The sequence below is a fragment of the Winogradskyella psychrotolerans genome, assembly GCF_018860545.1.
In the GTDB taxonomy this organism is placed as follows: Bacteria; Bacteroidota; Bacteroidia; order Flavobacteriales; family Flavobacteriaceae; genus Winogradskyella; species Winogradskyella psychrotolerans_A.
In genome coordinates this window covers 12393-27726 of record NZ_JAHKPN010000003.1, presented here as the reverse complement: position 1 = coordinate 27726, position 15334 = coordinate 12393, and the positions used below count along the sequence as shown (strand labels likewise).

The following is a 15334-nucleotide window of genomic DNA, read 5'->3' as shown; positions in this document are numbered from 1 at the left end:
TACACACTTCTTTATCGCTCTATTTTTATGGAAACTTATCCATGAAGTCAGATAGACAAACCAATTATATAGAGCTCAAAACAGATTTCGATGTTGACTTTAAGGTCACTATTCTATCTCAGAAAGGCATGATACTGTTTAGTCAAAATATGAGTAGCAATAATCGGAAAATTGTCTTAAAAGGCTTTACGCTCAAAGAACATACGGTTATGCTAGCACCGATACATCATAAAAACAATACATAAACCCGTTTAAAAATGAATCGATTTTATATCCTATTTATTAGTCTATTAGTCTCGTGTGCATCCGAACAAGAACAAGAAGTATTCAATGTTATTGGAGATTATTTTGAATCTAAAGTGACACACACTAAGGGATTTTCTTCAGAATTAGGTAAAAGCAACGTCAGTTATATTAACCTTAATATAAAAGGCGGGCCTTATATAAACACCATACGACCAAAAGTAATGGCCGCATATGCAGCAACCTTGCTATATACTAATCTAGGCGATGAAGCTGCTAATAAATATACCAACATTATTATTAGCCTTTTTGAGAATGAGACTCAAAAAAATCCGATTTATACACAATCATATACTATAGAAACCATACGCAACATTGCTGTGTTATCTGCACAATTCCAAGAAGCAGAGCAGATATTGATGCATGACTCATCTAGTAAACTCTATGATTTATTAGAAGAAAAATATAAATCACAAGAAGAGAAAGAACGCTTTGTGTCGGTCATTGAAAAAATGAAAATCGATCGCTCTGGAGTAACATCTGTAAAATTATTAGGAGTTGAATTATTAATTAACAGCGACACCAAGGAGCGTTTTTTAAGCTTTAGTGGTCATGTAGAATGGGGAAATAACCTCCATACAGAAATATCAGTAAGAACAGCAGAAGACCCCAATAACAAGAGTATAATACACCTCAACATAAAATAAAAATACCTCATGTATAAATCATAGAACAAATGAAAACACTAACATTATCACTGACCATATTAATTGGCGCCTTATATTCTTGTAATGCTATGAAGCCTTCAGCACAAGATACTTTGGTCCTATTAAATCCGTCGGATACAATTACTAAAAACATCACTCAAGAGCCTAAAAAACCAATCTATTTTAAAAATGGTAATGGTGTTTTAAAAGGCAACTTAAATGAAGGCGCTATAATGAGCGATTTGTCTTGGGCCTGGAGTAGTAACAATGCTTGTTTTGTAGAACCTCAAAAAAAGAAATTCACAGGCAACCACGTCTTGTATTACACAGACTTACCAGCCTATTCCGAAATGGAGGTTACTGTTATCCCTAAAGACCCAAATGCCAACTTTAGCATCTACGCATACCAAGTTGGCACAGTTAAAGAAGGTAAAATAGTTCCTAACCTTAATAGTTGCACGCGCTGTGAAGCTGACTTTAAATGGGACTATAAAAAACGCGGTAAAACACAAGATCATACACGTACCGTAACAGACTTACTAGCTATAGCAAATCCGTTTCAAGTAGTAATTGGTGTAGTGGGTGCAGACGGTTTAACCGAAGGAGATTACGAATTACATATAAAACTTAAAACAAGATAAATTTTACGTCAAAATTTAAAAAACAATAAAAACATTCTAAAATGAAAAAAGCAATTTTAATTATTTCGTTAATGCTAGCCTCAATGTTTTGCTACACTATGTCAGCACAAATTATAAAAGGTAAAGTAAGTGCAATTTTACCGGTAAAAATATGTGAGGTCGCAAACGCAACGCATGACATATCCATAACAGGTAACAAAACTAAAACCTATTCAATTTTAAAAAAGGGGAATCTATTTTCTACATATAAGCTTGTGGTTCATAAAACAAACGGAAAAGCCAACGCAACCTTCACAATATTAATTGACGGTATTCAAAGTCAAAAATGGCAATTTGATAATAAAGTGTCTACTGGTAGAAAAGAAATTACTCTTGATAACATCAAAGGAAAAGAAGTAGTATTAAAAGTAAAAAACCACTCTTTTAGCGATAGAATTGTTGGTAAATACAATGGATTATATGATAGTAATAGTATGCTTCACGGCAAATTATCTGACGAAACTATAACAGAAAAAATCACAAGTTCATTTGACACAGATCTTAGAACACCATGTAACGGAAAAGGAACTATTGAAATCAATAGACTAAGAGGCGATTCTAGTGCTGAGATTGTAATTACTCAAGGTTATACCGTTTTAAAAACAGAAATTATTGCTGCTAATGAAACGTCAAAACGAATTAATCTCAATAATATATCTGGTGACGAGCTAGTGTTAACCATAAGAAATATTGAAACCAACAAGTTTATCAGAGCAAAAATTGGAGCGTGGTTTAATTAAAAACCTTTGCAAAATTAAATGATAACCAACCTCATTTAATAATAAATTAAAACATCAAAAAATGAAAATAAACATTCAAGAAAAAGCCATAGATATTGAAGACTTAAAACTCAATTTAGCGTCACACTTTTCTGGTAAATACGGAGTCACAACCCGAAACAAAAAGATGTTAGATGTGGCAGCAACCAAAAACATTGGAGCGACTGTAATCTTAACAAAAAAACATCTAAACGTCACCGGAGGATTTCCATCCGCAAAACGAACTATGGTTTTTACACTCTTAACGATTGCCTTAGGAGTATTAATACCACTCATTGTTTATTTTTTAGTCTTCCATAAAAAAATGAAAGCTGTAGAAAAAGATGTGGTAGACTACATCAATACACACTATATAAAACAGCTTAAATAGCACAGAATTTTTAGTATCACAGCTTAGCTATTAAATCCCAATCCATATGAAAACAATTACCAGTACTATAGTATTATGTTTATTTACCTTAATAGGGTATTCGCAAACTACAGCCATACCAGACCCAAATTTTGAGCAAGCCTTAATTGATTTCGGTTATGATATTGCGCCTATTAATGGATCTGTGCCAACGGAGTATATCGATTTTATTAGCGCATTAGATTTAACGAACCGAAACATAACAGACCTTACCGGTATTGCCGATTTTACTTCATTAACTTATTTAGAATGTAGCAGTAACCAAATAACCTCGTTAAACTTATCTAACAACACCATTCTTTCATTATTAAACGTGGCAGATAACAATCTCTCTTACTTAAATGTCAAAAATGGTAATAATACAAATTTCACCAATTTTAAGGTTTTTAATAATCCTAATCTAACCTGTATTGAAGTTGATAATGTCGCATATAGTGAAACGAATTGGCAAAGTGGTATCGATGAACAAATGAATTTTAGTGAAGGGTGTTATACTGCAATTCCAGATCCAAATTTTGAACAAGCCTTAATAGATTTAGGATATGATTTTGTCATTGACGGTTTTGTAGTTACAGAATCTATTAACACACTAACGTTCTTAGATGTTTATGATAAAAATATTTCTGATTTAACAGGTATTGAAGATTTTGTCAACCTTAATTACTTAAACTGTGCCCAAAATATGTTAACAACACTAGATATAAGTCAAAATACAGAATTACTTAATCTAGCAGCAAGTCACAATCAACTAACAACACTTGATGTTAGCAACAATACATTGTTAGATCAACTACACGCAAACGACAATCAGCTAACATCTATAGACTTAAGCCTAAATACAGCATTAACATATATAGATATTTCAACTAATCTGATTACAAGTTTAGATCTAAGTAATAATACATCTCTTCTTACTCTAGGAGCTCATTCTACTCAGTTAAATACATTAGACTTGAGCTTGAATACAAATTTTCACAATTTAGTAGTTAGCAGTGATCAACTTACTAATCTCAATGTCAAAAATGGAAATAATAGTAATTTTATTTTTTTTGATGCCGATAATAATCCAAACTTAACGTGTATTGAAGTAGACGATGCCACATACAGCACAACTAATTGGACAAACATTGACCCACAAACTAGTTTTAGCGAAGATTGTCATTATAACGAAACCTATGTTCCAGACGATAATTTTGAGCAAGCCCTTATAGATTTAGGATATGATTCTGGACCTTTAGATGATTATGTACCAACCGACAATATAAATACCGTTACTATATTAGATGTTACAAATGAAAATATTGCAGACTTAACAGGAATTGAAGATTTCGTAATGTTATCTATGTTAGAAGGTAGCAGTAATCTACTAACCATTTTAAACTTAACCAATAACATAAACCTTACCGAATTAAATTGTTCAGGGAATAATTTAACTTATCTAAATGTTAAAAATGGTTTTAATATTAATATCACAAATTTTAAAACTATTGATAATCCAAATTTATTATGCGTTGAAGTAGATAATGCAGTATACAGTACAGAAAATTGGACTGAAACTGTTGACCCACAAACCAGTTTTAGTGAAAATTGTCATTATAACGAAACTTATGTTCCAGACGATAATTTTGAACAAGCCTTAATTGACTTAGGTTACGATGCTGGTCCTTTAGATGATTATGTGTCAACAGCTAATATTGACACCATTCTTACACTAAATGTCGCTTCAAAAAATATTGCAGACTTAACTGGGATTGAAGATTTTGTAGCGCTTGAAGAATTAGATTGTAATACAAATCAACTTACAAGTATTGATATTCAGAACAATAATGCCTTATATTTTTTAAATGTAAATTACAATTTAATTTCTACTCTCGACGTATCAAATAACGTATTGTTAACTTCTTTAAGTTTCATGAGTAATCAAATTTCAAATATCGATTTATCTAATAACGAGGCGTTAATAAATTTGTTTTGTAACAATAATAACTTAACCACTATAGACTTATCGAATAATCTTGAATTAAAATTCTTATGGTGTGCTACAAATGACCTAACAAATTTAGATTTATCCAATCATAGTCTTTTAACCCATATTCGTTTACAGTATAACGAACTTACAAGTTTAAACGTAAAAAATACAAATAATATAAATTTTTTAGATTTCAATACTAGTTTCAACTTCAACCTAACTTGTATTGAAGTAGACGATGCTGCTTATAGCGCAACCAATTGGATAAACGTTGACTCCCACACCAGTTTTAGTGAAGATTGTCATTATAACGAAACCTACGTACCAGACGATAATTTTGAACAAGCCTTAATTGACTTAGGTTACGATGCTGGTCCTTTGGATGATTATGTGCCAACCAACAATATTAATACCGTTACTATATTAGATGTTGCAAATGAAAACATTGCAGACTTAACAGGAATTGAAGATTTTGTAGATCTTGAAGATTTAAACTGCGCAAATAATAGTTTAACAGCTATTGATCTTAGTCAAAATAATGCCTTAACAGTTTTAGATATTGCCAGCAATGATTTTATATCGCTAGATTTGACTCAGAACATTTTATTATTAGATTTAGACGTCTCCTCAAATAATCTTAGCTCACTAGATATCACTGAAAATGTATTATTAACTAATTATCGTGGCACTAATAATAATATATCAAATATAAATTTTAGTCAAAATACGGCTTTAACATCTTTAGTTATTGACAGCAACCAATTAACAACCATAGACATTAGTCAGAATACGGCATTAACATCTTTGCTTGTTGGTTATAACTCATTAACGAGTATAGATATTAGTCAGAATACAGCATTAGTTAGCTTTTACGCACAAGATAACTTATTAACGTCTATAGATATAAACGCAAATATAGCTTTAGAGCGGTTATTAGTACAAGACAATCAATTAACTAACTTAGATGTAAGTGCTCAAAGTTTTTTAACATCTTTACGTTGCTCTTCAAATAATCTTTCAAGTTTAAATTTAAATGACCATAATGCATTAACGAATTTATTATGCGATAATAACCAACTCACAAGTTTGAGCGTGAAAAATGGAAACAATACTAATTTTATCACATTTATTGCAAACAATAATCCAAATCTAAATTGTATTGAAGTAGATGATGCGGTATACAGCACAACCAATTGGCCAGATATTGATGCACAAACTAGTTTTAGCGAAGATTGCACGCCAGAACCACAAACTTATGTTCCAGACGATAATTTTGAGCAAGCACTTATAGATTTAGGGTATGATTCTGGGCCTTTGGATGATTATGTGCCAACCAACAATATTAATACCGTTACTATATTAGATATTACAAATGAAAACATTTCAGACTTAACAGGAATTGAAGATTTTGTAATGTTATCTATGTTAGAAGGTAGTAGTAATCTATTAACCACTTTAAACCTTACCAATAACATAAACCTTACCGAAATAAATTGTTCAGGTAATAATTTAACTTATCTCAATGTTAAAAATGGAACTAATATTAATATCACAAATTTTAAAACTATTGATAATCCAAACTTATTATGCGTTGAAGTAGATAATGCGGCATACAGTACAGAAAATTGGACTGAAACTATTGATCCGTATACTAGTTTTAGTGAAGATTGTAGTGCTATCTCGTTAACTTATGTTCCAGACGATAATTTTGAACAAGCACTTATAGATTTAGGATACGATGCTGGCCCTATGGATGATTATGTGCTAACAGCTAATATTGACACCATTCTTACACTAAATGTCGCTTCAAAAAATATTGCAGACTTAACCGGAATTGAAGATTTTGTAGCGCTAGAAGAATTAAATTGTTACGGTAATGATCTTGCCAATATAAACTTGGATGCCAATACCGCATTACTATCCTTGCAGATGGAATCCAATGATCTTTCAAGTTTAGATGTGACAAATAATACGGATTTGGTATTTCTAAATTGTGGTATTAATAACCTCTCAAGCATAGATCTGACGAGTAACCCTAGCTTAAGATTTTTAGATATTTTAGGTAATAATATTTCAACTTTAGATATAAGCAATAACACTTTATTAGAACGACTAACAATAAGTTACAACCCAATTAACGTTATAGATATTAATAACCATACTGCATTAACAGAATTTTATTGTAGTAACAATAATCTAACGAGTTTAAATGTTGCCAACAATACGGAGTTAATAATCTTAGACTGTAGTGGCAATAGTTTTTCGAGCTTAAATGTTGATAATAATATCGGTTTATTAGGTTTAGTATGTTACACTAATAATCTCACAAGCTTAAACCTTGAAAATAATACATCATTATCAGGACTAGTTTGCCATGAAAATGATCTTACGAGCTTAAATTTAAAAAATGGTAACAATAGTAATATTATTGATTTTTTTGCCGCAGACAATCCTAATTTATTTTGTATTGAGGTGGATGATGCTGCTTACAGTACAACCAACTGGACAAACATTGACCCACAAACCAGTTTTAGCGAAGATTGTACACCAGCACCACAAACCTATGTACCAGACGATAATTTTGAACAAGCCTTAATTGACTTAGGTTACGATGTTGGGCCTTTGGATGATTATGTGCCAACGGCTAATATTAATACGGTAACATCATTAAATGTTGGTTATAAAAATATAAGTGATTTAACGGGTATCGAGGATTTTGTGGCACTTACTGGTCTAGGCTGTATAGATAACCAATTAACCACCTTAGATCTTAGCCAAAATTTAGTATTAGAAACACTTGCTGCGGCTAACAATGAATTAACTGCAATAGATTTAAGTCAAAATTTAGCATTAACCTCTATAGCATTAATTAACAATGAACTAACAACTTTAGACATTAGTCTAAATACGGCTTTAACTATTATACTGATTCAAGATAATTTATTAACGAATTTAGATGTTAGCCAAAACAATGCATTAATAGGTTTAGATGCTGGTAACAACCAATTAGCAACATTAAACGTAAAAAATGGCAACAATGAAAATTTCATAACCTTTAATACGGTTGGAAATCCTAACCTAAGCTGTGCTGAAGTCGATGACCCTGCTTACAGCACAACCAACTGGACAAATATTGACTCACAAACCAGTTTTAGTGAAGATTGTAGCCTTATCGCATTAACCTATGTACCAGATGATAATTTTGAGCAAGCGCTAATTGATTTAGGTTACGACTCAGGACCATTGGATGATTACGTCCCTACGCAATACATAAATACAGTGACACAGCTAAATATTATTAATGAAAATATTGGCGACCTAACAGGTATTGAAGCCTTTGCAGCACTACAACAATTAGTCTGCTTAAACAACCAAATAACAAGTTTAGATCTTAGCAACAATAGTGAGTTAAATGAATTAATCTGCTATAATAACAACCTTACAAATCTTAACGTAACCGGCAATCCGTTATTAACTATACTACAATGCTATAACAATGATTTAACAGATTTAGATGTTTCCAACAATCCCTTATTAGAAGATTTGAGATGTGGTAATTCGCAATTAACCACTTTGGATGTTACGAATAATTCACAATTAAAAACCCTAATTACCAACCATGCGGCTTTAACAAGTTTAGAGCTTTCAAATAACACCTTGCTAGAGTTATTAAACTGTGGTAACAATCAATTAACAAGTCTAAATGTAGATAATAACCCTGCGTTAACAGATTTAAATATGCAGACTAATATGATTGCAAGTTTAGATGTAAGTAATAACCTCAACTTGGCAGTTCTTAATTGTACAGGTAATAACCTTACAGAAATAGACTTAAGTCAGAATACAGCTATAACGACTCTAAACTGTAGAAGTAATCAACTGACAAGTTTAAATTTAAAAAACGGAAACAACATAAATATCACCTACGTTAGCACTACTAGCAACCCGAATCTTGAATGTATAGAAGTCGATGACGCTGCCTACAGCGCAATCAACTGGACAAGCATTGATAGCCAAACTAGTTTTAGCGAAAACTGTAGCACATTAAGTATTGGCGATAGCGATGAACCATCAATGGCCATCTATCCAAATCCTGCTTCGAATGTGGTAACCATTGACTATCCGTTTAGTGTAGAGAAAATAGAATTCTACAATCTTTTAGGTCAATTAGTATTGCAAAAACAACAGTCTAAAACCATTAGTATTAGCGATCTATCAGATGGTATATTCCTAGTAAAGATTTATACTAAAAGCTCCGTCGTGACCAAGAAGGTAATTAAAAAAACAGACCAAAATTAAAACTTAAATATTATGAGAACACCCATCATAACCTTTGTAATTGTCCTATTTACTTTCATTGGTCATTCACAAACTACGGCAATACCAGATGTTAATTTTGAACAAGCCTTAGTAGATGCTAACATAGACACTAATGGCTTAAACGGTAATATTTTAAATAGTGATGCTGAAGCTGTAATCTCGCTTTCTGTGGTATCTAAAAACATTTCAAACCTAACTGGTATTGAGGCTTTTACTAACATTACATCTTTAAGTTGCCAAGGAAATAATTTAACCAGCCTAAACTTAACTGCCAATACAGCATTACTTACATTGTATTGTAGTGCAAATTATATAACAAATTTAGACCTTAGCACTAATGTTAATTTGCAATATCTTAATTGTGGTGGTAATTCCCTAAATGCCTTAGACCTATCAACAAATACGGATTTGACTAGTGTGTTTTGTAATGCTAATAATATAACTTTACTTAATGTTTCTGCTAATAGCAATTTAGAAACTTTACATTGCTTCCAAAACAATTTAACAACGCTGAATGTATCTAACAATACAAACCTTGTAGAACTTCATTGTGCTCAAAATTTTTTAACGGAGTTGAATGTAGACGTTAATACTAATCTATCTACTTTATATTGTTACAACAATAATCTTTCTACATTAGATTTAAGTACGCTAATTGCTTTAGAAAATCTAGGCTGCAATAACAATCATTTAATAGAATTAAACCTAAAAAATGGAAACAATACCAACATCACTTATTTCGACGCCAGCAATAATTCTAATTTAAGTTGTATAAGTGTAGATGATGTAAACTATAGCCAAACAAACTGGACCTCTATTGAAGCACAAACTATTTTTAGCGAAAATTGCTCTACAATCACGTATGTACCCGATGATAATTTTGAACAAGCCCTTATAGATTTAGGCTACGATTCAGGCACTTTAGATAATTATGTGTTTACTGATAATATTAATACTATTACAGATTTAATGCTAACTAATGAAAGTATTTCTGATCTTACCGGAATTGAAGCTTTTTTAAATCTAGAAACCCTTAATCTTTCAAATAATATTATATCTTACATAGATATTAGCCCCTTAAATAACTTAGAAAGCTTAATCATAAACAACAATAGTTTACAGTACTTAGATCTTTCTGAACATTCTAATTTAACGGAATTAAATTGTGCGGACAATGCGATAAGAATTCTAAAAGTTAATAATGGGAACAACAGTAATTTTACTTTATTTGATGCCACCAACAATCCTGGCTTAGACTGTATTGAAGTTGATAATGTCACCTATTCTTCAACCAACTGGACAGCTATTGATACGCAATCAGGATTTAGTTTAGATTGTGTTTATGACATCACTTACATCCCAGATTATAAATTTGAACTCGCTTTAATTAACCTCAGTCACGATACTGGACCTGTAGATGGTTTTGTTGCTACGGCTTCAATAGAAAATATAACGAACCTGAGTATGGTATCTAAAGGTATCACAAACCTCACTGGAATTGAAGACTTTACTAATCTCGAAATTCTAACATGTTATAATAATTACATTTCAAACATCAATATAGCTGAAAATTCTGCTTTAAGGATTTTAGATTGTAGAGCTAATAATTTGTTAGGTCTAGATATCAGTAATAATACACAATTAGAAGAATTGCAATGCGCTGGTAACAGCCTAATGAGTTTAGACCTTAGCAACAATCCAAGTTTAGAGGTATTAAATGCCAATAGTAGTAACTTAGAAACTATAAACCTCTCTAATAATGCTAATTTAATATCACTATCAATCAGAAATAATCAACTTACTGATATAGATCTTTCAAGCAATAGTAGCCTCAATTATTTAGATTGCAGCAGCAACCAATTAACAAATTTAAGTATTGCGAATAATTTAGCCTTAGAAACTCTGACATGTACAGGTAATCAATTAACAAGTTTAAATTTTGGAGTTAATCCATTATTAACTTATGTAGATTGCAGCAACAACCAATTAGATGATATTGATATTTCAGACCTTAATGACCTTACTGTTTTTAAATCTTCGGGTAACTTATTACATAACTTAGACCTCACAGAAAATATCAACCTTATTCAATTAACCTGTGCAGGAAACCAGCTAACCAACTTAGATGTCACCAATAATACGGCATTAGAAATCTTATCCTGTACTTTTAATGAATTAACAGAATTAGATCTATCATCAAATACAGCGCTAAATACGCTTCATACAGAATACAATAACTTAAGTAGTTTAAATATTAAAAATGGAAACAATATAAACATACTTGAGTTTAGAACTTACAATAACCAAAATCTAACCTGCATAAATGTAGATAACGAAGTGTATAGCTCAGCGAATTGGACCGACATAGATACACAAAGCTTTTATAGTGAAAATTGCGCAACATTAAGTATTGACACATTTAATAAGCCTTCCATTCAAGTCTATCCAAATCCGGCTTCGAATGTGATAACCATTGACTATCCGTTAAGTGTAGCGAAAATAGAATTCTACAATCTGCAAGGACAATTAGTATTGCAAAAATCCCAGACTAAAACCATTAATATTAGCAATCTACCTGATGGTATGTTCTTAATTAAAATCTTTAGCGATAACGGAGTCATTACCAAAAAGATTATTAAAAAAAGTAAGTAAAGTTATAAGCTAAAACTGTATAGGTTGGCGATATTAATATTACCATCCTATTACAACAGTATTAAATATTATTTAGCCGAACTAAACGAAACTATAATAAGCGGATTACAACAAGAAACTTTACGCTTAACTAGATACGGTTTTAATGTCAACTGTAAAATCAATTCAATGAAATACCTATTCTACACTTTAGCAATCTTAGTATCATTTACAATTTCATTACAAGCACAGGTTGGTATTGGCACCACAACACCCGACGCATCAAGTATTTTAGATGTCGAATCAGATGACAAAGGACTACTAATTCCAAGAATGACTGCTTTAGATCGCTTAGCAATAATAAGTCCTGCCGAAGGACTTATGGTATACCAAACAAACGATGTAAAAGGTTTTTATTTTTATGATGGTTTATCTTGGGATCGATTGCTTAATGAAACCAAAGACGCCATTCCGATTGGTGCAATTTTTACATTTCCTATGGCAGCAACTCCTGTGGGTTATCTCGTTTGCGACGGTAGTGCCGTAAGCCGAACCACCTATGCTGATCTATTTACGGTTCTTGGTGTTACTTATGGAGAAGGAAATGGTTCAACAACATTTAATCTACCAGATTATCGAGGCAAATTCTTAAGAGGTCATGATGCTGCTGCAGGTAATGACCCTAACGCTTTAACCAGAAATAACAGAGGAGATGGAACAACTGGAGATGCTGTAGGTACACAACAGGACAATGCCTTTACAGATCATACTCATTCTATTGATCCACCAAATACAGAATCAACCACCAATGGAAATCACAATCATACAGCTACTGCTTCCTCTAGTACTTCAACGACCACAGGTTCTCATATGCATCAATTAAAAGGTGAATTAGGTAAATTTCAACTTTCGACATCAACTTTCGCACCCCAATATTTTTTAATAAGACCAGGTAGTGGACCTGATAATTATAACACACCTAGCACAGGTAGTCATAACCATTCAACGACTCCGACAATACATGTTGCATCTAATGGTGATCATATCCACAATGTTAATATAGATGCTTTTAGTTCTGGTGGATCTTATACCGGTAGCACTGAAAGTAGACCAATTAATATATCTGTTATTTGGTGTATTAAATATTAATAATAATTGCTTGAAGACACAATGGTTCTTGAAAAAGTCAATGTAAGTAGCAACTTTTCTTAGTTTCTAAAACCACTTAATAGTCAATCGTGCCAACTTCTCTTTAAATCCCGAATAAGGTGGAAACAATAGCTCGGTAACCCCAAACGTGTGTTGTTTCATCACGGCACGCTCATTACTAAACGCTTTAAAGCCAAAAAACCCATGGCTTTTACCAATACCACTATTATTAACCCCTCCAAACGGCAAATTATGATTGGTATAATGGAGCACACTATTATTAATACACGTCCCTCCTGCCCTAGTGTTATTTAAAATCGTATTCGTATTCGCTTTACTTTTACTGTAAATATATAGCGCTAATGGTCGCGGCTTAGAATTAATGTAGGCCATGGCCATATCTAGACTATCATAGGTTACAATCGGTAAAATTGGTCCGAAAATTTCATCTTCGAGTAATTGAGCTTCTGGTTTTAAATCGGAAATGATTGTAGGTGCTATATATTTTGAAGTACTATCGGTGTCTCCTCCAACTTCAAATTTGGCATTTAATGTTTTTGCATTGTCTAAATACGAACTTAAACGTTCAAAGTGTTTATCAGTAACGATTCTACCATAAGACGCTGAGGCTTTAGGATTATCGTTATAAAACGTTTGAAGCCATTTTTTGCAAGCGTCTATAAATTGTGCTTTTACATGCTCATCTATTAAAACATAATCTGGAGACACACAAATTTGTCCACAGTTCAGAAATTTCGCCCACATTATTTTTTTAGCCGCTTTATCTATGTTAGCTGTTTGATCTATAATAGTTGGTGATTTCCCACCTAATTCTAAGGTTACCGAAGCTAAATGTTGCGATGCGGCTTTCATTACAATCTTACCCACTTGTGGAGACCCTGTAAAAAAGATATGGTTAAAAGGTAGTTTTAGTAATTGCGTAGAAACGTCCACTTCACCTTGTAGAACGGCGACTTCATCTTCAGGAAAAATATCTGCGACAATCTTAGCCATTAATGCTGATGAGTTTGGTGTCATCTCAGAAGGCTTAATAATAACCGTATTACCAGCTGCAATTGCAGAGACTAAAGGCCCAAAGGTAAGATTGAAAGGAAAATTCCATGGAGATATAAGTAAACACACACCTTTAGGTTCATACTTTATATAAGCACTAGAACCCAATAGAGCCATTGGTGTTTCAACAGATTGCTTTCGCATCCATTGACGCAGATGCTTTTTAGCATGTTTTATATCACCTACAATGGCGTAGATTTCAGTGAGCTCAGTTTCTAATACTGGTTTCCCTAAATCCTTATGCAAGGCGTCTTGAATTTGAGTTCTATAAGTCCCCTCAATGGCCTGCTGTAGGTTAGTTAACGTTTTAAGCCTTTCTTTATAAGTACGATTCCCTACGGCATATTGATTTATGCTTTGTTTTGAAAATAAGTCATAATAAGGGTTATTACTAAAATCATCCATAATAATTTCTCTATTTACAAGTGTTTCAAGCTCATTTTACGTAGTTCATCGACAAAACGGATCTCAAAGTGTTTTTTATCTTAAAAAAAATGTCGTTCAACTTCTAACTCAACGCATTTAAAGGGCTACAAGCTCATTTTGCGTATTTCAACGATATTATTTACTACCCTTTACCACTTAACAGTTTATCGATATGCTTCATCTAAAAATTTCATTCACACAAGATATGTTGCGTTTCTTTGACCCGAAGTTAAAACAAAAATAACGTCTTACGATTATGAAAAAAGGTTTATTCATCATATTATTTTTAACAATGTCTTTAGCAAGTTTCGCACAACAAGACGTCATCGTTAATAATGAAACTGAAGTTGTTGAAACCTCTAAAACTGTAAAATCTGAATCTAGCGACGCTGCTATTTCTTCTGAAGTTAAAGCTAAGGTTTTAAAAATGAATCGTAAAAAGAATAATGAAATTATCAGTATCAAAACGTTTAGAAAAAGTCTTCAAATTAGAGTGAAGACTAAAAAGCTTTGTTAGAATACTATAAGAAATGCTATTAACCATATATTATTAAAGAAAGCCGGAACGTGAGTTTCGGCTTTCTTGTTTTTAGCTGGAAATTTTTTAAGTACGATTTCAAATGTTTCCAATTTTAAAACCGTTGCTTTCGTCCATATCATTCAATTTAGCATTAGCATTTTTAGCTCTAACGTCCCAATCAATTATAAAGCATCAAGACTCAACTTAGAGCATCAAATTATAACCTTCGAGGTCATGCGGCTTGAATGTTAACTTTAAAAAGGATTCAATACTAGCCTTAAGTTTGATGACCGTTTTAGTTGTTCAGTGGATCTGTAGTAGCCAATAGCATATAGATTTTTGATTTATCCTTTAAACATTTCATAATATTCGGAATTCCTAAATTTAGATAGAATATTAAAGTGTTTATAGGCGCTTCAAGCATATT

10 protein-coding genes are annotated in these 15334 nt (G+C 32.2%); 9 read left to right on the top strand and 1 reads right to left on the bottom strand.

Translation table 11 applies throughout. The annotated features are described in order from the left end of the window. The first annotated feature begins 41 nt into the window (after window positions 1–41). The 8 genes from KO515_RS01960 (at window position 42) to KO515_RS01925 (ending at window position 12887) form a co-directional block, all read left to right on the top strand. On the top strand, window positions 42–245 hold the full coding sequence (locus KO515_RS01960) for a hypothetical protein (RefSeq protein WP_215934705.1): 204 nt from the start codon (window positions 42–44) through the stop codon (window positions 243–245). Between the two features lie 12 nt (window positions 246–257). After that, a complete protein-coding gene (locus tag KO515_RS01955) occupies window positions 258–950 on the top strand; it encodes a hypothetical protein (protein ID WP_215934704.1) in 693 nt (230 codons plus the stop codon). Between the two features lie 29 nt (window positions 951–979). Continuing rightward, window positions 980–1591, top strand: coding sequence for a hypothetical protein (locus KO515_RS01950; protein ID WP_215934703.1), 612 nt, complete (start codon window positions 980–982; stop codon window positions 1589–1591). A 41-nt stretch (window positions 1592–1632) separates the two neighbouring features. Continuing rightward, window positions 1633–2370 carry a hypothetical protein gene (locus tag KO515_RS01945; RefSeq protein ID WP_215934702.1) on the top strand — a complete coding sequence of 246 codons (738 nt, stop codon included), beginning with the start codon at window positions 1633–1635 and terminating at the stop codon, window positions 2368–2370. A 61-nt stretch (window positions 2371–2431) separates the two neighbouring features. Next, complete coding sequence (locus tag KO515_RS01940; RefSeq protein WP_215934701.1) at window positions 2432–2779, top strand: hypothetical protein; 348 nt, start codon at window positions 2432–2434, stop codon at window positions 2777–2779. 46 nt (window positions 2780–2825) lie between these two features. Continuing rightward, window positions 2826–9086 carry a T9SS type A sorting domain-containing protein gene (locus tag KO515_RS01935; protein WP_215934700.1) on the top strand — a complete coding sequence of 2087 codons (6261 nt, stop codon included), beginning with the start codon at window positions 2826–2828 and terminating at the stop codon, window positions 9084–9086. 12 nt (window positions 9087–9098) lie between these two features. Continuing rightward, window positions 9099–11759: a leucine-rich repeat domain-containing protein gene (locus KO515_RS01930; protein ID WP_215934699.1), complete on the top strand. Its 2661-nt coding sequence runs from the start codon at window positions 9099–9101 to the stop codon at window positions 11757–11759. A 24-nt stretch (window positions 11760–11783) separates the two neighbouring features. After that, a complete protein-coding gene (locus tag KO515_RS01925; RefSeq protein WP_215934698.1) occupies window positions 11784–12887 on the top strand; it encodes a phage tail protein in 1104 nt (367 codons plus the stop codon). Window positions 12888–12953: 66 nt separating this feature from the next. Here the strand turns inward: KO515_RS01925 and KO515_RS01920 are convergent, their stop codons facing one another. After that, window positions 12954–14366: an aldehyde dehydrogenase family protein gene (locus KO515_RS01920; protein WP_215934697.1), complete on the bottom strand. Its 1413-nt coding sequence runs from the start codon at window positions 14364–14366 to the stop codon at window positions 12954–12956. A 277-nt stretch (window positions 14367–14643) separates the two neighbouring features. Between KO515_RS01920 and KO515_RS01915 the strand changes: the two genes are divergently transcribed. Beyond that, the gene (locus tag KO515_RS01915) at window positions 14644–14904 is read left to right on the top strand and encodes a hypothetical protein (protein WP_215934696.1); all 261 of its coding nucleotides are present in this window, start codon (window positions 14644–14646) and stop codon (window positions 14902–14904) included. Window positions 14905–15334 lie beyond the last annotated feature (430 nt).

What these genes read in the sequence shown, in the direction of transcription:
- KO515_RS01960 (WP_215934705.1), top strand. Translation starts at nt 42, where the DNA reads ATGAAGTCAGATAGACAAACCAATTATATAGAGCTCAAAACAGATTTC.
- KO515_RS01955 (WP_215934704.1), top strand. Translation starts at nt 258, where the DNA reads ATGAATCGATTTTATATCCTATTTATTAGTCTATTAGTCTCGTGTGCA.
- KO515_RS01950 (WP_215934703.1), top strand. Translation starts at nt 980, where the DNA reads ATGAAAACACTAACATTATCACTGACCATATTAATTGGCGCCTTATAT.
- KO515_RS01945 (WP_215934702.1), top strand. Translation starts at nt 1,633, where the DNA reads ATGAAAAAAGCAATTTTAATTATTTCGTTAATGCTAGCCTCAATGTTT.
- KO515_RS01940 (WP_215934701.1), top strand. Translation starts at nt 2,432, where the DNA reads ATGAAAATAAACATTCAAGAAAAAGCCATAGATATTGAAGACTTAAAA.
- KO515_RS01935 (WP_215934700.1), top strand. Translation starts at nt 2,826, where the DNA reads ATGAAAACAATTACCAGTACTATAGTATTATGTTTATTTACCTTAATA.
- KO515_RS01930 (WP_215934699.1), top strand. Translation starts at nt 9,099, where the DNA reads ATGAGAACACCCATCATAACCTTTGTAATTGTCCTATTTACTTTCATT.
- KO515_RS01920 (WP_215934697.1), bottom strand. Translation starts at nt 14,366, where the DNA reads ATGGATGATTTTAGTAATAACCCTTATTATGACTTATTTTCAAAACAA.
- KO515_RS01915 (WP_215934696.1), top strand. Translation starts at nt 14,644, where the DNA reads ATGAAAAAAGGTTTATTCATCATATTATTTTTAACAATGTCTTTAGCA.